This is a genomic window from Klebsiella sp. GG_Kp146, from assembly GCF_040061975.1.
Lineage (GTDB): Bacteria > Pseudomonadota > Gammaproteobacteria > Enterobacterales > Enterobacteriaceae > Klebsiella > Klebsiella quasipneumoniae.
Genome location: NZ_JBEAHA010000001.1, coordinates 261,502 through 281,829 on the forward strand (window position 1 = coordinate 261,502; position 20,328 = coordinate 281,829).

Consider the following 20,328-nt stretch of genomic DNA (forward strand, 5'->3'; position numbering starts at 1 on the left):
TGGCCCGGCCTCCGTTTCAGAACACCAGGTGTTCTGCGCGTACAATCATTGACATACCAGAAGTCAGCTGTACACGAACGCCATCTTTGGTGATTTCCACAACGGTGGCGTCCATTGCGTTATTGCCTGCTTTTACCTTCAGCGCCTGGCCGACGGTCAGAACGGAAACATCCGATACCGGAGTAAGACGCTCTTCACGCGGAGCTTTGGCTGCAACAGGACGCGGTTTACGCTGTTCAGCACCCTCTTTACGACGCGGCTGCTGAGGACGCGGTTTACGCTCGCGGCGAACGCCTTCATCCGGCTGGCCTGCAGCGGCAGCGGCTTCGCGTTTTTTCGCCTGCTGGGCAGCGCGCTGCGCCTGAACGCGAGCTTTCGCTTCTTCCAGCTGCTGACGCGCATGGGCAATGTGCTGCTCTTCCAGTTCGCCGCACGGGTTGCCGTCCAGGTCAACGCGGATAGCGCCGGCTTTTACGCCGTAGAGATAGCGCCAGCTCGAGGTATAGAGACGTAATGCAGCGCGAAGCTGGGTTTTGCTGAGATTCATCTCACCACCCACTCGCTCAACGAGATCCTGAAAAATTCCGATTTTCAGGGGGCGCGCTTCGCCTTCTGCGCTGAAGCACTGAGGGAAACGTTCGGCCAGAAAGGCGATAACTTCTTTACTGCTATTCAACTTAGGTTGATTTTCCATGAAATTTCCTGATTACAACGGACGTAGCCAACAAGCCGCAGGCATGAACAGGCGACATTATAATGACGTCCTCGCTAAATGCTACGTTATCCGTTGATTATCCCACGACACGGGTAAAGATTTTTTGATAATCAGTGGCCGCGATGAGTTTTTCCAGATGCTCGACCAGCGTGCGCAACCCCTGCTCATCTTCAGCAGTGAAGCGGCCGTAAGCCGGACTGTCGATATCCAGCACGCCGATAATCTGGTCGTTCACGCGCAGGGGGAAGACAATTTCCGAATTACTGGCGGCATCGCAGGCGATGTGGCCGTCAAACGCGTGGACGTCCTCGACGCGCTGCACCTGGGCTTGCGCCACCGCCGCGCCGCATACGCCGCGCCCGACCGGGATCCGCACGCAGGCCAGTTTGCCCTGGAACGGCCCCAGCACCAGGGTATCGCCTTCCAGAAGATAGAAACCGGCCCAGTTGACCTCGCCCAGTCGTTCAAACAGCAGCGCGCTGGTATTGGCGATCATCGCCAGGAAACTGGTTTCACCTGCCATTAATGCCTGGAAATCGCGGTTCAAATCCGCGTAAAATTCTGTTTTGCTCATTATATCTTCACTTGGTTGTCTTACTGCCTGATACGTACAGCCTACTAAAATAAGCATTAAATGCGCTTGGGCTCAAGATGAATTCATTCATAGGTTAAGATAGTGGGATACATTCATTCCTGTACGTATTAAATGCCGATAAAAACATCCACCCTTAAGCCTGCGAATAAGATGGTCGTGCATGCCGTGAGCACACCGCTTCCCTATGCGCATTATCAGCGCTGTACGCAGTGTGACATGCTCTTTCGCTTACCGGTGCTTAAACGCAACCAAAGCGCCTGGTGTCCGCGCTGTAACGCGAAGGTGCGCGATGGTCGCGACTGGTCGTTGACCCGTCTGGGCAGCATGGCCCTGGCGATGCTGCTGTTAATGCCCTTTGCCTGGTCCGAACCCCTGCTGCGCCTTCACCTGCTGGGGGTTCGCATTGACGCCAACGTTCTGCATGGAATTTGGCAGATGACCGCGCAGGGCGACCCGCTTACCGCCGCGATGGTGCTGTTTTGCGCGGTGGTCGCCCCGGTGCTGCTGGTGGTTTCGATTAGCTATCTGTGGCTGGGCAACGTACTGGGGATGAACCTGCGTCCGGTGTTGCTAATGCTCGGTAAGCTCAAGGAGTGGGTCATGCTGGATATCTATCTGGTGGGCATCGGCGTCGCCTCCATCAAGGTGCAGGATTACGCCTTTCTGCAGCCCGGCATCGGCCTCGTGGCATTTATCTCCCTGACGCTCCTGAGCATCCTGACGCTTATCCATATGAACGTCGAAGAGCTGTGGGAGCGATTCTATCCCGAACGGCCGGCGACCCGCGCCGATAACAATCTGCAGGTTTGCACCGGCTGCCACTACACCGGCTACCGCGACGCCCGCGGCCGCTGCCGGCGCTGCCACACGCCGCTGCACCATCGCCGACCGCAGAGCCTGCAGCGCAGCTGGGCGGCGCTGATTGCCTCGCTGATTTTGCTCTTACCGGCCAACCTGCTGCCGATCTCCATCATTTACGTTAACGGCGCGCGCCAGGAAGACACCATCCTCTCCGGGATCATCTCCCTCGCCAGCAGCAATATCGCCATCGCCGGCGTGGTGTTTATCGCCAGTATTTTGGTGCCATTCACCAAAGTTATAGTGTTATTTACCCTGCTGCTCAGCATACAATTCAAATGCGAGCAGGGGCTGCGCACCCGCATCCTGCTGCTGCGGCTGATAACCTGGATTGGCCGCTGGTCGATGCTGGATCTGTTTGTTATCTCACTCACCATGTCGCTAATCAATCGCGATCAGCTCCTCGCCTTTACGATGGGGCCAGCCGCGGTTTACTTCGGTGGCGCGGTAATTTTAACTATTCTTGCAGTTGAATGGCTGGACAGCCGCTTACTTTGGGACGCACATGAGTCAGGAAACGCCCGCTTCGCAGACTGAAGCCAGAATAAAAACCAAACGTCGTATCTCGCCATTCTGGCTGCTGCCGGTCATCGCGCTGCTGATTGCCGCCTGGCTCATCTGGACCAGCTTTGACGACCGTGGATCGACGATTACTATCGATTTCCAGTCTGCTAACGGCATCGTGCCGGGGCGGACGCCTATCCGCTATCAGGGGGTGGAAGTCGGTACCGTCCAGGACATTAGTCTCAGTAAAGACCTGAGTAAAATTGAAGTTTCCGCCAGTATCAAACGCGATATGAAAGAGGCGCTGCGCAAAGATACGCAGTTCTGGCTGGTCACGCCGAAAGCCTCTCTGGCCGGCGTGTCAGGACTGGATGCCCTGGTGGGCGGGAACTACATCGGCATGATGCCGGGCAAGGGCGAACCCGAAGATCACTTCGTCGCCCTCGACACCCAGCCAAAATACCGCATCAACAACGGCGAGCTGATGATCCACCTGCAGGCGCCCGACCTTGGCTCTCTGAGCAGCGGCTCGCTGGTCTACTTCCGTAAGATCCCGGTCGGGCGGGTGTATGACTTCACGCTGAATGACAATAACCAGGGGGTCACCATTGATGTGCTGATCGAGCGCCGGTTTACCAACCTGGTGAAAAAAGGCAGCCGTTTCTGGAACGTCTCCGGGATCAAAGCCGACGTCGGCCTGAGCGGGGCCAAAGTGCAGCTGGAGAACCTTTCCGCGCTGGTGAACGGCGCCATCGCCTTTGACTCCCCTGCCGATTCGCAGGCCGCCTCGCAAAACGATGACTATCATCTGTACGAAGACCTGGCGCACAGCCAGCGCGGGGTGGTGGTGACCCTCGACCTGCCGGACGGCGACGGCCTGAAAGCGGGCTCGACGCCGCTGATGTATCAGGGGCTGGAAGTGGGCCAGTTAAGCAAACTGAATCTTAACCCTGGCGGCAAAGTCACGGGCGAGATGACCGTCGACCCGAGCGTGGTGACCCTGCTGCGGGAGAAAACGCTGATTCAGATGAAGAAGCCGAAGATCTCCCTTGATAACCCCAGCGTCAGCGCCCTGCTCACCGGCAATACCTTTGAGCTGGTGCCCGGCGAAGGCGAACCGCGTAATCACTTCTCCGTCATGCCAGCGGATAAAGCGCTGCTGGAGGAGCCCAATGTCGCCACCGTCACCCTTTCGGCGCCGGAGAGCTACGGGATCGACGGCGGCCAGCCGCTGGTGCTGCACGGGGTGAAAGTCGGCCAGGTGCTGGAGCGCAAGCTGACGGCCAAAGGGGTGACCTTCCAGGTGGCGATTGCCCCGGAATACCGCGATCTGATTCGCGGCGACAGCAAGTTTGTGGTGAACAGTCGTCTGGACGTCAAAGTGGGGCTCGATGGCGTGCAGGTGCTGGGCGCCAGCGCCAGCGAATGGGTGAACGGCGGGATCCGGGTGATCCCGGGTGAAAAAGGCGAAATGCAGAGCAGCTATCCGCTGTATGCCAACCTCGAAAAGGCGCAGGAAAACAGCCTGAGCGAAGTGCCGACCACCACCCTGAGCCTCTCCGCTGAGACGCTGCCTGACGTTCAGGCTGGCTCGGTGGTGCTGTATCGTAAATTCGCCGTCGGCGAGATCATCGCCGTCAAACCGCGCAAAGACGCTTTCGATATCGATCTGCATATCAAGCCGGAGTACCGCTACCTGCTGACCAACAACAGCGTCTTCTGGGCGGAAGGAGGTGCGAAGGTCAAACTTGACGGCAACGGGCTCACCGTTCAGGCTTCGCCGCTGGCCCGCGCCATTAAAGGAGCGATCAGTTTCGATAACCTCAACGGCAGCAGCGCCAACGCGCGGCTGAATAATAAACGCATCCTTTACGCTTCTGAAACGGCGGCGCGCGCCGTGGGCGGCCAGATCACCCTGCACGCGTTCGACGCCGGGAAGATGGCGGCCGGGATGCCGATTCGCTATCTCGGCATTGATATCGGTCAGATCCAGTCCCTGGAGCTGATCACCGCCAAAAACGAGGTGCAGGCGAAAGCCGTGCTTTACCCGGAATACGTCGGCACGTTTGCCCGCGCCGGGACTCGCTTCTCGGTGATCACCCCGCAGATCTCCGCGGCAGGCGTGGAGCATCTCGACACCCTGTTCCAGTCCTATATTAACGTTGAGCCCGGACGCGGCCCGGCGCGTCGCGACTTTGAGATCCAGGATACGACGATCAGCGACTCGCGCTATATCGACGGTCTGAATATCGTGGTGGAAGCGCCGGAGGCCGGATCGCTTGGCATCGGTACGCCGGTGCTGTTCCGCGGTCTGGAAGTCGGGACGGTGACCGGTCTGTCGCTGGGATCGATGTCTGACCGGGTCATGGTTAAGATGCGCATCAGCAAGCGCTACCAGTACCTGGTGCGCAATAACTCGGTGTTCTGGCTGGCCTCAGGTTACAGCCTCGACTTCGGCCTGGTTGGCGGCGTGGTGAAAACCGGGACCTTCAATCAGTTTATCCGCGGCGGGATCGCCTTTGCCACGCCGCCGGGTACGCCGCTGGCGCCGAAGGCCCAGGACGGCAAGCACTTCCTGCTGCTGGAGAGCGAGCCGAAAGAGTGGCGGGAGTGGGGCACCGCCCTGCCGCAGTAATCCTTACCTCCCCTTCTCCCGCCCCGGCAAACGCCGGCGGCGGGCAGACGACAAACCGCACGCCCCGGTGTCCTGCACCGGGGCGTTTGTGCTAAACTGCGCACCCTTTTTTTCTGTGGTGCGCTGCCCGTGGCCGAAAATACTGTCTATTTCCCTGAAGCGTTTCTCGCTCAAATGCGCGCGGCAATGCCGGCGCACCTCTCTTTCGACGACTTTATCGCCGCCTGTCAGCGCCCGCTACGCCGTAGTATTCGCGTCAATACGCTGAAAATTAGCGTCGATGATTTCCTCTCTCTGGTCGCTCCCTATGGCTGGCAGCTGACGCCGGTCCCCTGGTGTGAGGAGGGATTCTGGATCGAGCGGGACGACGATGCGCTGCCGCTGGGCAGCACCGCCGAACACCTCAGCGGGCTGTTCTATATTCAGGAAGCAAGCTCAATGCTGCCGGTCGCCGCCCTGTTCGCCGACAACCCGCAGCCTGAACGGGTCATGGACGTTGCCGCCGCCCCGGGGTCGAAAACCACCCAGATCGCCGCCCGGATGGGCAATGCGGGCGGCATCCTGGCGAATGAGTTCTCCGCCAGCCGGGTGAAAGTGCTGCATGCCAACATCAGCCGCTGCGGCATCAGCAACGTCGGCCTGACCCATTTCGACGGCCGGGTGTTCGGCGCGGCATTGCCCGAAGCCTTCGACGCCATTCTGCTTGATGCCCCCTGCTCCGGCGAAGGGGTGGTACGCAAAGATGCCGACGCGCTGAAAAACTGGTCGCCGGAGAGCAACCTCGACATCGCCGCCACCCAGCGCGAACTTATCGACAGCGCTTTCCATGCCCTGCGCCCTGGCGGGACGCTGGTCTATTCGACCTGCACCCTGAACCGCGAAGAAAATCAGTCAGTCATACACTGGCTGCTGTCCCGTTACCCGCAGGCGGTAGAGATCCAGCCGCTGGGAGCGCTGTTTCCCGGCGCGGCCGATGCCTTAACCGCGGAGGGATTTCTGCATGTCTTCCCGCAGATCTACGATTGTGAAGGCTTCTTTGTCGCTCGCCTGCGCAAGACTGCGGCGATCGATCCGCTCCCGGCGCCGGGCTATAAGGTCGGCAAGTTCCCGTTTGTGCCGCTGAAGGGCCGGGAAGCCGCCGCGGCGACCGCCGCCGCCCGCGCTGTCGGCCTGGAATGGGACGCGAGCCACTCGCTGTGGCAACGAGATAAAGAGCTGTGGCTGTTTCCGCAGTCTATGGAGCCTCTGTTTGGTCGGGTGCGGTTTTCGCGCATTGGCGTGCGCCTGGCGGAGCTGCACAATAAGGGTTATCGCTGGCAGCATGAGGCGGTTATCGCCTTTGCCGCGCCGCAGCGCGCCTTCGAGCTGACGCTGGAGGAGGCGGAGGCGTGGTATCGCGGACGCGACGTCTATCCGCAAACCCCGCCAGCGCAGGACGAAGCCATTGTGACCTTCCAGGGCGTGCCGCTGGGCCTGGCCAAGCGCGTCGGCTCCCGTCTGAAGAACAGTTATCCGCGCGAGCTGGTACGCGATGGGAAACTTTTTGCCGGCAAGGTGTGACACCGCGCAAAAAATACGCACTTTTTGACTGGCGGTTTTCCCCCCATTGACTACGCTGAAAAATGACGGCCGCAACTGGTCGTACCACAACTCAGCTGAAAAATGGGGTGAAGCGATGAGTAAAACCAATGTCCGCATCGGCGCGTTTGAGATAGACGATGCCGAACTGCATGGTGAACATCAGGGTGAGCGAACGTTAAGCATTCCCTGCAAATCCGATCCAGATTTATGTATGCAGCTTGACGCCTGGGATGCCGATACCAGCGTTCCCGCGATTCTCAATGGTGAACATTCCGTCCTCTACCGTAAACATTACGACCGCCAGTCCGATGCCTGGGTCATGCGCCTTGCCTGACACCAATGAACCCGTCGCCTGAGACGGGTTATTTATTTCCCCGTCCCGCCGTCATCCCCTACACTAAATAGTATGTGCCCCCGGACATGAGGCCAGGATGTTTGCCTTAGTGTTGTTTATTTGCTATCTGGATGGCGGCTGCGAGGACATTGTGGTTGACGTCTACCGCGAGGAAACGCAGTGCCTGGTGGCGATGGAAGATCAGCGGATCCGCCACGGCGGCTGCTACCCGATAGAAGATTTTATTGACGGCTTCTGGCAACCCGCCAGCGAATACAGTGACTTTTAGCCTGCCGACTGCAGCGCCACCAGGGTCAGCGTGCCGCCGAACACGGCGCCGGTGTCAATATAGTGTTGATTGTCGTAGTCACAACGCGCGCGAAGCGGCGTATGGCCAAACCAGAAATGGTCAGCCCCGGCGATAGCGCCATGACGCCCTGCCAGATGTTCACTCAGACGATGGCGGCTCCACAGGACCCGCTGGGGATCCACCGGCTGCTGCCAGCGATAGATCGGCGCCGGATAATCGGCATGGGCGATCACATGCCGCGCCTTTGCGCACTCCACTTCAATAATCAACGGCAGCCGCTGACAGCGCGCCAGCAGCCGATCGACGTCAGCCCGCTGCCGCACGTTGCTCCGGGCGTACCAGTCGCCGCCGTTCATCTGCCAGAGCGTCATATCTCCGCTCTCCAGCGCCTCCAGCGCCATCTGCTCATGATTCCCGCGCACGGCCCTGAACCAGCGGCTGCGCAACAGGCCGAGACAGTCAGCGCTTTGCGGCCCGCGATCGATCAGATCGCCAACCGAGATCAGCAGATCGGCCCAGGGATCAAAGCGCAGCCGGCGCAGGCGCTCCATCAGCAGCGCAAAGCAGCCATGCAGATCGCCCATCAGCCAGATATTACGCCAGTCGCTGCCATTAATACGCTGATACATATAATTACCTCTCTGCCGTAATTATAGGTAATTCCAGCTTACAGCCGCTGTTTTTTATTTACACCTCAATCGATTTTAAACAAACGGCAAATATAGTCGGCCAGAGCATTAAGCTTATCAGTGCCTCGCTTTAAAATAGCAGGAAATAACAACGAGGTGTTTATCGTGACAGACAATAGCCTGCATTCATCCAGCGTGCTTACGCCGCGCTCGCATCTCATTGCCGATCTGGTGATGGGCAGATTAACACCCGCACCTATCTGGCGGCAGAAAAATTACCGCTTTAAGTTTCTACTGCGCACGGCGTTATTTTATAGCCCTACCAAAGCGATGCTGGAGGCGCTGAGCGCTCGTGACGATTTTAACCAGCTGCTGACGGCGCAGGCGACGCTGCCGGGGAAAGTGCACCGTCAATATCTGACGCGCGATCTCAACGCCTGGCAGCGGGCGATGGCGGTCATAAGCCATTATCGCTATGTCGATACCCTGCGCGGGTCGCGGCTGGCGCATGCCATGACCGCGGTGTGCGAGGTCCCGTTGCTGACGCTCAATGGAAAAGATGAACGCCAGTTTACCCTCTCGGCCTCTTCGGCCGGGAAGGCCGAGCGTGAGGGTGAAACCACCCTATGGCTGCGCGACAGCGACCATACCCTGCTGGCCAGCGCGACCTTCAGCGTGACCCGGGATGGCGACGCCTGGCAGCTGGTCATCGGCGGTTTACAGGGACCGCGACGCCACGTTTCTCATGAGGTGATCAAGCAGGCGACCCGCGCCTGCTACGGTCTGTTCCCGAAGCGCCTGCTGCTGGAGTTTATCTGGCTGCTGGCCGCTCGCAGCCATATCGCGGCGATTTACGGCGTCAGCGATAACGGCCATGTGTTCCGCGCCCTGCGCTATCGCCTGAGCAAGGGGCGCCATTTCCACGCCAGCTATGACGAGTTCTGGCAATCCATCGACGGCAAGCCGGAAAGCCTCTGGCGCTGGCAGCTACCGCTGCGTCTGGAAAGAAAACCGCTGGAGAGCATCGCCAGTAAAAAACGGGCCGAATACCGGCGTCGATTCCAGCTGCTGGATCAGCTGGCGGAGCAGGTGGCAATATTGACGCAGCCGCTGCCGGGCATGTAAATTTCGCGACCAGCGACGCCCCGTTACGCGGCGTTTGCTTATTATGTTCTTATTTCGCTACTATCATGGTCCCGCAGGCCATTGGATAGTCGTTAGCATGATGAGTAAAACCGAAATTTTTCTGCTGATTATTCTGGCGGTCGTGCTGCTGGGCAGCATATGGTTTATTTTCAGCGATGAAATTTGGCTTTTACTCTGCTATCTGGAGAGTCAGATATTTCCCACCTTTAGCGTTCCGGAATAATACTGTTTGCCCGAAACTACACCTCTGAATATTATTTCCCGCCACCTAGTGGGGCGCGGACGACTAATCGCATGAATTGCCAAATCAATAAGGTTTTGTTTATTCTATTTATCATACAAATAGGTATACTAGCAGACTTCCGATGTTGGCCCGCCAGTTAACCTGCACGCCGGGCCTGTTTAGGTGCAGGTTTTTTCTTTTCCTCTCCCCTCGCTTACGGTTCCGCCTTCCTCATATCGTTCTTCCGCAGGATACAATTTGTGTGTAAATGAATTGTGTATGCTAAAAACGGTGTGCTATAACGGGACATCCAGAGACCAGCCTGGTGATTGACTGACAGGATGTCGCTGGTCATCGCGAAAGCAGACAGATTAAGATAAAAAGAGACCGAATACGATTCCTGTATTCGGTCCAGGGAAATGGCTCTTGGGAGAGAGCCGTGCGCTAAAAGTTGGCATTAATGCAGGCTAAGTCGCCTTGCACTATAAGAATAGTTTAACGCGTCAGCTTTTCCAGTCTGCGGCCAATGTGGCCGAATAATTCCTGGAAAAGAGGGCGCTGTTAGCGAAAAAACCGCCACTGCCGTTGTCCGGCAAGGGCGGTTTTTTTATGTCATTACAGCGAGATAGCGCGAAAATCTAGCAGAGCTTCTGCGCGCGCTCGATAAACGGCGCGAGGCTCATTTTTTGCCCAGGGTGCTGCGGATCGTCGATCTGGATCACCGAGATCGGCTGGGCAGTGGTTTTGCCGGCTTTGACCTGCTGCTCAGCCACCTCATTGAGCGGATACTGGACCAGGGTGCTCGGGTTGATAGCGTAGAGGGCATTGCCCGGACGACAGGTCAACATCACCTCTTCACGGTTGAACGCCCAGCTCTCCTTTCCTACCTCAAAGCGGCTCACGGTGATAATTTGCGGCGCCGCCAGAGCAGCGCCGGAGCTTGCCAGTAACAACATGGTCAGAACAATTTTTTTCATGATTTTGCCAGTTAATTCAATAAGGTTCCCAGGTGGCAAACAGGCTGACGGCCAGCAGCGCCAGCGCGCCCAGCCCTATCTCGGCCTGCGTGGTTCGCAGGATCAGGCTTTCCGCCCGCGAACCGCTTGCCGACATGCGCGGTACCAGAACATACCTGTTCACTAACGCAATTACCACCATCCCGGCCACCAGCGCACATTTGATCAACAGCAGGCGTCCCCAGGGCGATGCGCCAATCAATCCTCCCTGGATCAACAGCGCATTGATCGCCCCGCTGGCAAGGGTGCCGGCGACGGCCAGATGCCCGTAGCGTGAAAAGCGCGCCATGGTATAGACCGCGGCCTGCCGCCAGCGCCCCTGCGCCAGGCGCAGGCAATAGATAAAGGGCAACAGGCCGCCGAACCAGCTGGCAACGCAGAAGAGGTGGACAGCATGATTAGTCCGCTGCAGGGCGCCGAGTAAACCATCATGCATGGCGGCATGCCCTACCCCAGCGGAAAGCAGCAGCTGGGCCGCCAGCAGGGCCACCAGCTGGCGAGCGCCGTGGCGGGGACGGATCCACACCACGGCGAGGGCGATCCACGCCAGCAGGATCTGCCAGATCCACACCCCGCCGAAGCGGGTACCCGCCACCGCCTGCCAGACGGCGGGTTGCCAGACATCCGCCCAGCCCTCGCCCATCATCCCCCCCTGCAGCAGATACAGCGCCAGGGTAGAGAGCGCGCCGATCAGCAGCAGCGGGCGCAACAGCGGATAGAAGCGCAGCATCAGTACGCGTCGCAGCGGCACCGGCGCCCACCAGGCGCCATACAGCACGCAGCCAAAAGCCAGCATCAGGGCGATAAAATGCCCAAAACGCAGGGTAATATAGAGCCCGGTCAGCATCGCTTACTTCACGCTAAAGGTGTATTGCCCTTTGGTTTTATGGCCATCCACTGAGACCACATGCCATGCCACAGTGTATTCTCCCGGCCGCAGGGTTTCCGCCACAGGCACGGTGACCTGGGTGGGGTTGTCGGCGCTGCGGGTCAGTTTGCCGGTGGCCACCGCATGCTGCTGCGGACCGGTGACGGACACCCCGCTGAACGCGGGTTCAATGCCTTCGGAGAAACTGAGCGTCAGCGTCTGCGGAGAAGCCGCCAGCTGCGCACCGGCGGCGGGGATCTGCTGCTGCAGGTGAGCGTGGGCGAGCGCGCCCGTCGCGGTTAATAGCCCGGCAAACGCAACGGAGAGGCGCATCGCGCGTCCAGCAAGAAGTCGCATATTCGTCATTCCCTTTTGTTATGTCTGTAGCACAGAGAATAACCCTGTATAATGGCAGAGTCGAGCCGGGCGTCAGGCCCTGACCGGGTTTACAAGCAGAGTGGAGTGTATGATGGAAAGAAATCTGGCCAAAATTTCGCAAGATGAGATGGATAAAGTCAACGTCGATCTCGCCGCCGCCGGCGTCGCCTTTAAAGAGCGGTATAATATGCCGGTGGTCGCTGATTTGGTCGAGCGTGAACAGCCCGCCCATCTGCGCGACTGGTTCCGCGAACGACTGATCGCCCATCGGCTGGCCTCCGTCTCGCTGTCCCGCCTGCCCTGGGAGCCGAAACAGAAATAATGCCTACTTCCCCCCTCGCCGTCGGTTGGCAAGCCCAGCCAATTGCTTTACGCTTATTGTTTTGCTCTGGAGCGAGCCATGCTGCGCGTCATTGATACCGAAACCTGCGGACTGCAGGGGGGCATCGTTGAAGTCGCCTCGGTCGACATTGTCGACGGGCAGATCACCAATCCCATGAGTCATCTGGTGCGTCCTGACCGCCCCATCAGCCCGCAGGCGATGGCTATCCACCGGATTACCGAAGAGATGGTCGCCGATAAGCCATGGATTGAGGAGATTATTCCGCACTATCATGGCAGCCCGTGGTATGTCGCGCATAACGCCAGCTTCGATCGTCGGGTGTTACCGGAGATGCATGGCGAGTGGATCTGCACCATGAAGCTGGCCCGCCGGCTGTGGCCGGGGATCAAATACAGCAATATGGGGCTCTATAAATCACGTAAGCTGAACGTGGCCACGCCGCCGGGGCTGCATCACCACCGGGCGCTGTATGACTGCTATATCACCGCTGCGCTGCTGCTGGATATCATCAACGTTTCCGGCTGGACGCCTGACGAAATGGCCGATATCACCGGTCGGCCGGCGCTGCTCACCACCTTCACCTTCGGCAAATACCGCGGTAAAGCCGTCGCCGAGATTGCTGAAAACGATCCAGGCTATCTGCGCTGGTTATTCAACAATCTCGACCGCATGAGCCCCGAGCTGCGCCTCACGCTTAAGCATTACCTCGGGGAATAGCCCCTACACTGCCGCTTTCCCCGGCAGTGTCCCCTGCGCCAGGGCGATGAAAAAGGCGTACTCCAGCGCCACTCCCTCATAGCTTTTAAAGCGCCCGGATTTTCCGCCATGGCCGGAGTCCATATCGGTGCAGAGCAGCAGCAGGTTATCGTCGGTTTTCAGTTCACGCAGTTTCGCCACCCACTTCGCCGGCTCCCAGTATTGCACCTGGGAATCGTGCAGCCCGGTGGTCACCAGCATATGCGGATACGCCTGCGCCTTCACGCCGTCGTAGGGGCTGTAGCTTTTCATGTAGTGGTAATAGGTTTCATCCTGCGGGTTTCCCCACTCTTCAAATTCGCCGGTCGTCAGCGGAATGGTCTCATCCAGCATGGTGGTCACCACGTCGACGAACGGCACCTGAGCTATTACGCCGTGGAACAGCTCAGGGCGCTCGTTAACGGCCACTCCCATCAGCATTCCGCCGGCGCTGCCGCCCATGCCATAGCAGAGCCGCGGGTCGCCGTACCCCTGGGCCAGCAGCGCGTCGCAGACGTCAAGATAGTCGTTGAAGGTATTTTTCTTACACAGGAATTTACCGTCCTCATACCACTGCTGGCCCAGCTCGCCGCCGCCGCGGACGTGGGCGATAGCGTAGACAAAGCCCCGGTTGAGCAGGCTCAGCCGGCTGGCGCTGAAATCGGCATCGATACTGTCGCCATACGAGCCATAGCCATAGACCAGCAGCGGATTGCTCCCTTTACGAAAATGGTCGCGATGATAGACCAGCGAGACCGGGACTTCGACGCCATCGCGGGCGGTTACCCACAGGTGCTCGCTCTGATAGCAGCGGGTGTCCAGCCCCTTCACCTCCTGCTGCTTGATCACCCGTCGTTCGCCGGTATCCATATCCAGCTCAAACAGGGTGTCGGGCGTGGTCATCGAGGAGTAGCCGTAGCGCAGGCGCGACGTTTCAGGCTCCGGGTTATAGGCAAGCCAGGTGACATAGGCCGGATCGTCAAAGGCGATCCCTACCACCTCCCGGGTCCTGCGGTTAATCTGCCGCAAACTGGTCAGGCCGCGCTGACGCTCCTCGACGACCAGCCAGTCGGTAAACAGGGTAAATCCTTCGAGCATCACGTCGTGACGCGGCGGGATCAGCGTGGTCCACTGCTCTTCATCGCGCAGCACGGTACGGTAGAGGCCAAAATTCTTCCCCTCCCGGTTGGATCGCAGATAAAAAGCGTGCTGATAGTGATCGAGGCTATATTCATGATCTTTACGCCGCGGCAGGAAGCAGACCGGCTCGGCGTCTGGCAATTCGGCGTTGAGCAGCAGCACTTCGCTGGTGGTGGCGCTGGAGAGATAGATCACCACGAACTGCTGGGATGTGGTTTTATGCACGCTGACGTAGAAGGTCTCATCTTTTTCCTCATAGACCAGCGCGTCGCTCTGCGCCGGCGTCCCGACGGTGTGGCGCCAGACCTGATAAGGAAGCAGCGTGGTGGGATGTTTACGCACATACCACACAAAGCGTGAATCGTTGCTCCAGGCAAAGCCGGAGGTGACATTTTCCAGGGTCTCCGGATACCACTCGCCGTTGCTGAGGTCGCAAAAGCGCAGCCCGTACTGGCGGCGGGAGAGATAATCTTCCGCCACCGCCATCAGCTGGTTGTTGGGCGCAATGCCCAGCCCGCCCAGGGTGTAAAACTCGCTTTTCGCCGCCCGCTGGTTGGCATCAAGCAGGATCTCCCACTCGTCCCACTCCTCTTTCAGCACCGACTGGCGCTGGTAGATAGCGTATTCGCAGCCCGGCTCGTACACCTGACGATAGCGAAAGCCGTTTTTGCTGTAGGGGGCCGAGACTTCCCGCTGCGGAATGCGGTCGATAATCTCTTTCAGCAGACGCTCCTGCAGGCTGAGCTGCGAATCCATCACTTGCTTGCCGTAGGCGTTTTCCGCATGCAGATATTCCAGCACATCAGGCCGCGCGCGCTCATCGTCGCGCAGCCAGTAATAGTTATCGATGCGTGTATCGCCATGCAAGGTCATGGCGTGAGGGATCCGTTTGGCTTTAGGTGGCATGTTATTCTTCTGCTGCTTTTTCGTGACACAAGAGCATTCAGGCCGCAGGGTGGCGCCTGAATGATGACGTGTCTATAAGGGTGGCAAAAGACGCGGGCGATGCAAGCGAAACGTGATAATTTAAACGCTTAGCGCCTGTTTTTGTGACTGGATATCCTGTTCGATGTCGGCCCGGACATCTTTTGGCAACGCCAGGGCCTCACCCAGGGCGTTGAGATAGCTGCGCTCCATAAAGTGGTCGATATCGATCACCGCGCAGCTGACGTAGTAGATCTCCAGCGCCTCCTGCGGGTCAACGATGCCCTCGGCCAGACGCTGCGGATCCAGCGGCTGAGCCAGCGCCTGGTCAATCAGCACCCGGGCTTGAACGTCAATATTGGCCTCCCGAAGCTGGGCTTCAATCCTCGCCCGCTCGTGATCGTCGATATGCCCATCGCTTTTGGCGGCAAACACCAGGGCGGTGATCAGCCGCACGCTGCGCGGATCGACATCCGCCGGCGCCGCAGCCTTCTCTGGTGTCGGGGCGGGCGTGTTCTGAGCGCGCATTTTCTGCTGATACTTGTTCCACAGCACGGTACCCGCCACTGCCCCACCGCCAGCCAGCAGCGCGCTGGTGCCATATTTCGCCAGCAGCTTGCGTGACGATTTGCTGGCCACCAACAGCCCTGCCAGCCCGCCGATGGCGCCGGGCAGTAGGGCGCTCCCTTTTGACGATTCGCCGGACGGCGACGCGCCCTGCTGTCCGAGCAGCGACTGCAGTTGATTTAGCCAGTTAGCCATGGTTTTCCTCTCAGGTGACAAACACTGTTATCAGCCTAAACGACGCGATGTCAGGAAATGTTAGATATGGCTAAAGATGCGCAAAGGTGCGCGCGGCGGCGGTACCGGGTTCAGCCGACCAGCCGACCAGCCGACCGACCGACCGACCGACCGACCCGCCAACCCGCCAACCCGCCAGCCCGCCAGCCCGCCAGCCCGCCAGCCCGCCAGCCCGCCAACCCGCCAACCCGCCAACCCGCCAGCCATCAGGCCGCTTTGGCTTTCCGCGTTTTGGCAGCCGGCGCGGCGGCATCTTCCGCCGGGGTAGCCTCTGCGTCCGTTGACGGCGCGGGCGCATCGTGCGCAGTCGCATCCTGCTCCGGCAGTTTGCCGGCGCGCAGGATATGCTGCAGCGCCTCTTTACGCTCCGCCAGCCACATCGCCATGGTATCGCGCTGGGCATCGTCCATTTCCAGCGGCGATGCGACCAGCCAGTCATTCAGCACCTCTGCCAGATCGAGCATTTTGTCGTAAGCGTCGGCCTCTTTTTTGCTGGCAAAAGACATTTTTTCCTCACCTTCGCGGATCACCACATATTTAATTTCAACCGCCATGCTGCAGCCTCTCAATACTGTATTTTTATACAGTATAGCAAATTTCCCTTCCGGACTCAACTCACGCGCGTAAAGACAGACGCAAACGTTTTCGTTTATAATCGACCGCATCTTTTTTTACTGCGGAAGAGAGTTATGACTGTATTAGGCACCGCGCTGCGCCCGGCAGCCACCAAAGTTATGCTGTTAGGCTCCGGCGAGCTGGGTAAAGAAGTCGCCATTGAATGTCAGCGTCTGGGCATTGAAACTATCGCCGTCGACCGCTACCCCGATGCCCCGGCGATGCAGGTCGCCCACCGCGCCCACGTCATCAATATGCTGCACGGCGAGAGCCTGCGCGCGCTGATCGAACAGGAAAAACCTGATTACATCGTGCCGGAGATCGAAGCTATCGCCACCGATACCCTGGTCGAACTGGAGCAGGCCGGGCAGAAAGTGGTCCCCACGGCGCGGGCAGCGAAGCTCACCATGAACCGCGAAGGCATTCGCCGTCTGGCGGCGGAAGAGCTGCAGCTCCCCACCTCCAGCTACCGTTTCGCCGACAGTGAAGACGCCTTCCGCGCGGCGGTCGCGGAGATCGGCTTGCCGTGCATCGTCAAACCGGTGATGAGCTCTTCCGGTAAGGGCCAGAGCTTTATCCGCTCGGCTGACCAGCTCAGCGAAGCCTGGCGCTACGCCCAGCAGGGCGGCCGCGCCGGCGCCGGGCGGGTGATCGTCGAAGGGGTGGTGAATTTCGACTTTGAAATCACCCTGCTCACCGTCAGCGCCGTCGATGGCGTGCATTTCTGCGCCCCGGTCGGCCATCGTCAGGAAGATGGCGATTATCGTGAATCCTGGCAGCCGCAGCAGATGAGCGACCTGGCCCTTGAGCGCGCTCAGGATATCGCCCGTAAGGTGGTGCTGGCGCTGGGGGGGCATGGCCTGTTCGGCGTGGAGCTGTTCGTTTGCGGCGACGAGGTGATCTTCAGCGAAGTCTCCCCGCGCCCGCACGACACCGGAATGGTGACGCTTATTTCGCAGGATCTCTCGGAATTCGCCCTGCACGTTCGCGCCTTTCTTGGGCTGCCCGTCGGCGCCATCCGCCAGTATGGCCCAGCCGCTTCCGCGGTGATCCTTCCGCAGCTGACCAGCCAGAACGTCAGCTTCGGCCAGCTGCAGTCGGCCGTCGGAGCGGGCCTGCAGCTGCGTCTGTTCGGCAAGCCGGAGATTGACGGCACCCGTCGTCTGGGGGTGACCCTCGCCGTCGCCGATTCAGTGGAAGAGGCCGTAGCGCGGGCTAAAACCGCCGCCGCGGCGGTTATCGTCGAAGGGTAAAAACAAAAAACCCGGTCGCGTTGCCGCTGACCGGGTTGTTGACCTTGAGGCGCGGTTTACTTCGCGCCTTCTACCGCTTCACGCGCCAGGGTGGTGATGCGATCGTAGTCGCCAGCTTCCAGGGCGTCGGCCGGCACCAGCCAGGATCCACCGATGCACAGCACGCTGTTCAGCGCCAGGTAATCACGGTAGTTGGCCGGGGAGATACCGCCGGTCGGGCAGAAACGAATGTGACCGAACGGACCAGCAATCGCCTGCAGCGCTTTCACGCCGCCGTTGGCTTCCGCAGGGAAGAATTTAAACTCTTTCAGACCGTACTGCATGCCCAGCATCAGCTCGGAGACGGTGCTGATCCCCGGGATCAGCGGAATAGTGCCGTCTTCGGTCGCCGCTTTCAGCAGAGATTCGGTCAGCCCCGGGCTGATAGCGAACTGCGCGCCGGCTTCTGTTACCGCTTTCAGCTGCTCGACGTTGGTAACCGTGCCCGCGCCAACAATCGCGTCCGGCACTTCTTTAGCAATCGCGCGGATCGCCTCCAGGGCGCACTCGGTGCGCAGAGTCACTTCCAGGACGCGCACGCCGCCCGCGACCAGCGCTTTCGCCATCGGTACCGCGTGTTCCAGCTTTTTCACTACGATAACCGGGACAACCGGACCGGAGGTGAGGATTGCTTCTGCTGTTGTTTTCCAGTTTTTCATCAGGATTTTCTCTCGCCAGATCTAGAAATTAAATCGTCTTAAAAAGTGATGCAGGTTGCGCCCTGCTCCGCGCCAGAGAGCTTCTCACGCAGCGCCCCAAACATCTCCCGACCGGTTCCTACGCGCGACGCGCTGAGGTCAGGGATATGCGGCTGACGCGCCGCCAGTTCGGCATCGTCCACCAGCAGCGTCAGTTCCCCCGTCTGCCCGTTCACGCGAATAAGATCGCCATCGCGCACTTTCGCCAGCAACCCACCATCATAGGCTTCAGGCGTGACATGGATGGCTGACGGGACTTTACCGGAGGCGCCAGAGAGTCGGCCATCGGTCACCAGCGCTATTTTGAAACGGCGGTCCAATAATACACCAAGTGGCGGCATAAGTTTATGTAATTCTGGCATCCCGTTCGCTTTTGGCCCCTGATGACGGACCACCACCACGCAGTCTTTGTCCAGCAGACCCGCTTCAAAGGCCGGCAACACGTCGTGCTGGCTCTCGAACACCACCGCCGGCGCTTCGATCACCTGGTTCTCTACCGGCACTGCCGAGGTTTTCATGACCGCACGGCCGAGGTTACCGCTCAGCACCTTGGTGCCGCCGTGACGGGAGAACGGTTTCTCGAAAGTCGCGATGACCTGATCGTCAAGCGGCGCCGTCGCGCCTTCCCGCCAGTCCAGCTCGCCGTTGTTGAGCCACGGCTCGAGGGTGTAGCGCGACAGGCCGAAGCCGGCGACGGTGTGAACGTCCTCATGCAGCAGGCCGCCTTTCAGCAGCTCGCGCACCAGAACCGGAACGCCGCCCGCCGCCTGGAAATGGTTGATATCCGCCGGGCCGTTGGGGTAGAGGCGCGCCAGCAGCGGCACCACGTCTGACAGGTCGGAGAAATCATCCCAGTTAATGATGATGCCCGCCGCGCGGGCCATCGCCACCAGGTGCATGGTGTGGTTGGTGGAACCGCCGGTCGCCAGCAGCGCCACAATGCCGTTGACCACCACTTTTTCGTCAAACATTTTGCCCAACGGCATCCACTCGTTGCCATTGCCGGTCATGCGGGTGACCTGGCGCGCGGCGGCAGCGGTCAGCGCTTCCCGCAGCGGGGCATCCGGATGGACGAAGGACGATCCCGGCAGCTGCATGCCCATAAACTCCACCACCATCTGGTTGGTGTTCGCCGTACCGTAGAACGTACAGGTCCCCGGAGCGTGGTAAGAAGCGGCTTCGGACTCCAGCAGCGCCATGCGGTCAACTTTGCCCTCCGCGTACAGCTGGCGAATGCGAACCTTCTCTTTATTAGGCAGGCCGCTGGCCATCGGACCGGAGGGAATAAAGACCGACGGCAGGTGGCCGAATGAGAGCGCCGCCATGGTCAGTCCGGGCACAATTTTATCGCACACGCCGAGATAGAGCGCGCCATCGAACATGTTATGCGACAGGCCGATGGCCGCGGACATGGCGATCACTTCGCGACTCAGGAGAGAGAGCTCCATGCCGTCCTGTCCCTGGGTCACGCCGTCGCACATCGCCGGCACGCCGCCGGCCACCTGGCCGACCGCATTGGCGCTGTGCAACGCTTTGCGAATGATATCCGGGTAGTGTTCGTAGGGCTGATGCGCGGACAACATATCGTTGTAGGAGGTGATGATGGCGATGTTGTTGCGCAACATGCTTTTCAGGGAGGCTTTGTCGTCGGCCTGACAGGCCGCGAAACCGTGAGCCAGATTGCCGCAGGCCAGTTGCGCACGATGCACGGTGTCGGTTTTGGCCTGGTTAATCCTTGCGAGGTAAGCCGCGCGGGTATCACGCGACCGTTCGATAATGCGATTTGTTACCCGTAACATTGTCGAATTCATAAAGGCTCCTCAAAATTTTATCTGTCCGGCCGCTGCGAGATGACGTGTTTTGGTGCCCGAAGCCACCAACACCAGCGCTCAGGGGCAAAATGTCTGTAGGCAGTGTAATAAAAAAAGCCCCGTGGGTGAATCCTCACGGGGCTTAAAAGATTAAAAAGCGTGCGACTTTCTGCGTCA

20 protein-coding genes and 1 pseudogene are annotated in these 20,328 nt (G+C 59.4%); 10 read left to right on the forward strand and 11 right to left on the reverse strand.

Going from position 1 to position 20,328, the window contains the following annotated elements; genetic code table 11:
- Nucleotides 1-16 precede the first annotated feature (16 nt).
- The gene (proQ, locus tag ABLU95_RS01245) at nucleotides 17-694 is read right to left on the reverse strand and encodes an RNA chaperone ProQ (protein WP_023290227.1); all 678 of its coding nucleotides are present in this window, start codon (nucleotides 692-694) and stop codon (nucleotides 17-19) included.
- Between the two features lie 81 nt (nucleotides 695-775).
- A pseudogene (locus tag ABLU95_RS01250) lies at nucleotides 776-1,289 on the reverse strand (GAF domain-containing protein).
- 132 nt (nucleotides 1,290-1,421) lie between these two features.
- Between ABLU95_RS01250 and yebS the strand changes: the two are divergent.
- From yebS to ABLU95_RS01275, 5 genes are all read left to right on the forward strand, one after another.
- Nucleotides 1,422-2,705, forward strand: coding sequence for a membrane integrity lipid transport subunit YebS (gene yebS, locus ABLU95_RS01255; protein ID WP_032428915.1), 1,284 nt, complete (start codon nucleotides 1,422-1,424; stop codon nucleotides 2,703-2,705).
- Complete coding sequence (locus ABLU95_RS01260; protein WP_065881173.1) at nucleotides 2,674-5,307, forward strand: PqiB family protein; 2,634 nt, start codon at nucleotides 2,674-2,676, stop codon at nucleotides 5,305-5,307. The genes yebS and ABLU95_RS01260 overlap by 32 nt, the downstream gene beginning before the upstream one ends.
- Before the next feature lie 129 nt (nucleotides 5,308-5,436).
- Nucleotides 5,437-6,867, forward strand: coding sequence for a 16S rRNA (cytosine(1407)-C(5))-methyltransferase RsmF (rsmF, locus tag ABLU95_RS01265; RefSeq protein ID WP_348878635.1), 1,431 nt, complete (start codon nucleotides 5,437-5,439; stop codon nucleotides 6,865-6,867).
- A 115-nt stretch (nucleotides 6,868-6,982) separates the two neighbouring features.
- Complete coding sequence (locus ABLU95_RS01270) at nucleotides 6,983-7,222, forward strand: YebV family protein (RefSeq protein WP_002911393.1); 240 nt, start codon at nucleotides 6,983-6,985, stop codon at nucleotides 7,220-7,222.
- A 97-nt stretch (nucleotides 7,223-7,319) separates the two neighbouring features.
- Nucleotides 7,320-7,511: a YebW family protein gene (locus ABLU95_RS01275; RefSeq protein ID WP_002911395.1), complete on the forward strand. Its 192-nt coding sequence runs from the start codon at nucleotides 7,320-7,322 to the stop codon at nucleotides 7,509-7,511.
- Here ABLU95_RS01275 and pphA read toward each other — a convergent pair.
- Complete coding sequence (gene pphA, locus ABLU95_RS01280) at nucleotides 7,508-8,161, reverse strand: protein-serine/threonine phosphatase (RefSeq protein WP_348878637.1); 654 nt, start codon at nucleotides 8,159-8,161, stop codon at nucleotides 7,508-7,510. The two genes, ABLU95_RS01275 and pphA, sit on opposite strands and share 4 nt — an antisense overlap.
- A 156-nt stretch (nucleotides 8,162-8,317) precedes the next feature.
- Here pphA and ABLU95_RS01285 point away from each other — a divergent pair, with 156 nt between their 5' ends.
- Nucleotides 8,318-9,286, forward strand: coding sequence for a VirK/YbjX family protein (locus ABLU95_RS01285; RefSeq protein WP_348878639.1), 969 nt, complete (start codon nucleotides 8,318-8,320; stop codon nucleotides 9,284-9,286).
- Nucleotides 9,287-9,386: 100 nt separating this feature from the next.
- Nucleotides 9,387-9,530: an Ecr family regulatory small membrane protein gene (locus ABLU95_RS01290; protein ID WP_032425946.1), complete on the forward strand. Its 144-nt coding sequence runs from the start codon at nucleotides 9,387-9,389 to the stop codon at nucleotides 9,528-9,530.
- Between the two features lie 638 nt (nucleotides 9,531-10,168).
- Here the strand turns inward: ABLU95_RS01290 and ABLU95_RS01295 are convergent.
- The 3 genes from ABLU95_RS01295 to yobA are packed head-to-tail and all read right to left on the reverse strand — an operon-like array spanning nucleotide 10,169 to nucleotide 11,771.
- The gene (locus tag ABLU95_RS01295) at nucleotides 10,169-10,507 is read right to left on the reverse strand and encodes a YebY family protein (RefSeq protein ID WP_002911404.1); all 339 of its coding nucleotides are present in this window, start codon (nucleotides 10,505-10,507) and stop codon (nucleotides 10,169-10,171) included.
- A gap of 16 nt (nucleotides 10,508-10,523) precedes the next feature.
- Nucleotides 10,524-11,393: a copper homeostasis membrane protein CopD gene (gene copD, locus ABLU95_RS01300; protein ID WP_048297809.1), complete on the reverse strand. Its 870-nt coding sequence runs from the start codon at nucleotides 11,391-11,393 to the stop codon at nucleotides 10,524-10,526.
- A 3-nt stretch (nucleotides 11,394-11,396) separates the two neighbouring features.
- Nucleotides 11,397-11,771, reverse strand: a complete 375-nt coding sequence (yobA, locus tag ABLU95_RS01305; protein WP_032453372.1) for a CopC domain-containing protein YobA — start codon at nucleotides 11,769-11,771, stop codon at nucleotides 11,397-11,399.
- A 112-nt stretch (nucleotides 11,772-11,883) separates the two neighbouring features.
- Here yobA and ABLU95_RS01310 point away from each other — a divergent pair, with 112 nt between their 5' ends.
- Nucleotides 11,884-12,114 carry a DNA polymerase III subunit theta gene (locus ABLU95_RS01310; RefSeq protein WP_002911406.1) on the forward strand — a complete coding sequence of 77 codons (231 nt, stop codon included), beginning with the start codon at nucleotides 11,884-11,886 and terminating at the stop codon, nucleotides 12,112-12,114.
- Between the two features lie 78 nt (nucleotides 12,115-12,192).
- Nucleotides 12,193-12,852: an exodeoxyribonuclease X gene (exoX, locus tag ABLU95_RS01315; protein ID WP_023290237.1), complete on the forward strand. Its 660-nt coding sequence runs from the start codon at nucleotides 12,193-12,195 to the stop codon at nucleotides 12,850-12,852.
- Between the two features lie 3 nt (nucleotides 12,853-12,855).
- Here the strand turns inward: exoX and ptrB are convergent, their stop codons facing one another.
- The 3 genes from ptrB to ABLU95_RS01330 all read right to left on the reverse strand — a co-directional run bounded on the left by ptrB (nucleotide 12,856) and on the right by ABLU95_RS01330 (nucleotide 16,289).
- Nucleotides 12,856-14,916 (reverse strand): oligopeptidase B, encoded by a 2,061-nt coding sequence (ptrB, locus tag ABLU95_RS01320; protein ID WP_048297811.1) that lies wholly within the window; start codon nucleotides 14,914-14,916, stop codon nucleotides 12,856-12,858.
- A 120-nt stretch (nucleotides 14,917-15,036) separates the two neighbouring features.
- Nucleotides 15,037-15,696, reverse strand: coding sequence for a tellurite resistance TerB family protein (locus ABLU95_RS01325; protein ID WP_243806196.1), 660 nt, complete (start codon nucleotides 15,694-15,696; stop codon nucleotides 15,037-15,039).
- A 245-nt stretch (nucleotides 15,697-15,941) separates the two neighbouring features.
- Nucleotides 15,942-16,289, reverse strand: coding sequence for a YebG family protein (locus ABLU95_RS01330; protein WP_023290240.1), 348 nt, complete (start codon nucleotides 16,287-16,289; stop codon nucleotides 15,942-15,944).
- Nucleotides 16,290-16,424: 135 nt separating this feature from the next.
- Between ABLU95_RS01330 and purT the strand changes: the two genes are divergently transcribed.
- Nucleotides 16,425-17,603 (forward strand): formate-dependent phosphoribosylglycinamide formyltransferase, encoded by a 1,179-nt coding sequence (gene purT / locus ABLU95_RS01335; RefSeq protein WP_032453377.1) that lies wholly within the window; start codon nucleotides 16,425-16,427, stop codon nucleotides 17,601-17,603.
- Nucleotides 17,604-17,659: 56 nt separating this feature from the next.
- Here purT and ABLU95_RS01340 read toward each other — a convergent pair whose 3' ends face one another.
- Nucleotides 17,660-18,301 (reverse strand): bifunctional 4-hydroxy-2-oxoglutarate aldolase/2-dehydro-3-deoxy-phosphogluconate aldolase, encoded by a 642-nt coding sequence (locus tag ABLU95_RS01340; protein ID WP_002911423.1) that lies wholly within the window; start codon nucleotides 18,299-18,301, stop codon nucleotides 17,660-17,662.
- A 38-nt stretch (nucleotides 18,302-18,339) separates the two neighbouring features.
- A complete protein-coding gene (gene edd / locus ABLU95_RS01345; protein WP_023290242.1) occupies nucleotides 18,340-20,151 on the reverse strand; it encodes a phosphogluconate dehydratase in 1,812 nt (603 codons plus the stop codon).
- Nucleotides 20,152-20,328 lie beyond the last annotated feature (177 nt).

Excerpts from the sequence above, each read along its gene's own strand:
- edd (WP_023290242.1), bottom strand. The coding sequence starts at position 20,151 with ATGAATTCGACAATGTTACGGGTAACAAATCGCATTATCGAACGGTCG.
- copD (WP_048297809.1), bottom strand. The coding sequence starts at position 11,393 with ATGCTGACCGGGCTCTATATTACCCTGCGTTTTGGGCATTTTATCGCC.
- ABLU95_RS01325 (WP_243806196.1), bottom strand. The coding sequence starts at position 15,696 with ATGGCTAACTGGCTAAATCAACTGCAGTCGCTGCTCGGACAGCAGGGC.
- ABLU95_RS01290 (WP_032425946.1), top strand. The coding sequence starts at position 9,387 with ATGAGTAAAACCGAAATTTTTCTGCTGATTATTCTGGCGGTCGTGCTG.
- ABLU95_RS01340 (WP_002911423.1), bottom strand. The coding sequence starts at position 18,301 with ATGAAAAACTGGAAAACAACAGCAGAAGCAATCCTCACCTCCGGTCCG.
- ABLU95_RS01275 (WP_002911395.1), top strand. The coding sequence starts at position 7,320 with ATGTTTGCCTTAGTGTTGTTTATTTGCTATCTGGATGGCGGCTGCGAG.
- yebS (WP_032428915.1), top strand. The coding sequence starts at position 1,422 with ATGCCGATAAAAACATCCACCCTTAAGCCTGCGAATAAGATGGTCGTG.
- ptrB (WP_048297811.1), bottom strand. The coding sequence starts at position 14,916 with ATGCCACCTAAAGCCAAACGGATCCCTCACGCCATGACCTTGCATGGC.
- exoX (WP_023290237.1), top strand. The coding sequence starts at position 12,193 with ATGCTGCGCGTCATTGATACCGAAACCTGCGGACTGCAGGGGGGCATC.
- ABLU95_RS01330 (WP_023290240.1), bottom strand. The coding sequence starts at position 16,289 with ATGGCGGTTGAAATTAAATATGTGGTGATCCGCGAAGGTGAGGAAAAA.
- purT (WP_032453377.1), top strand. The coding sequence starts at position 16,425 with ATGACTGTATTAGGCACCGCGCTGCGCCCGGCAGCCACCAAAGTTATG.
- yobA (WP_032453372.1), bottom strand. The coding sequence starts at position 11,771 with ATGCGACTTCTTGCTGGACGCGCGATGCGCCTCTCCGTTGCGTTTGCC.
- ABLU95_RS01295 (WP_002911404.1), bottom strand. The coding sequence starts at position 10,507 with ATGAAAAAAATTGTTCTGACCATGTTGTTACTGGCAAGCTCCGGCGCT.
- proQ (WP_023290227.1), bottom strand. The coding sequence starts at position 694 with ATGGAAAATCAACCTAAGTTGAATAGCAGTAAAGAAGTTATCGCCTTT.
- ABLU95_RS01270 (WP_002911393.1), top strand. The coding sequence starts at position 6,983 with ATGAGTAAAACCAATGTCCGCATCGGCGCGTTTGAGATAGACGATGCC.
- ABLU95_RS01310 (WP_002911406.1), top strand. The coding sequence starts at position 11,884 with ATGGAAAGAAATCTGGCCAAAATTTCGCAAGATGAGATGGATAAAGTC.
- pphA (WP_348878637.1), bottom strand. The coding sequence starts at position 8,161 with ATGTATCAGCGTATTAATGGCAGCGACTGGCGTAATATCTGGCTGATG.
- ABLU95_RS01260 (WP_065881173.1), top strand. The coding sequence starts at position 2,674 with ATGAGTCAGGAAACGCCCGCTTCGCAGACTGAAGCCAGAATAAAAACC.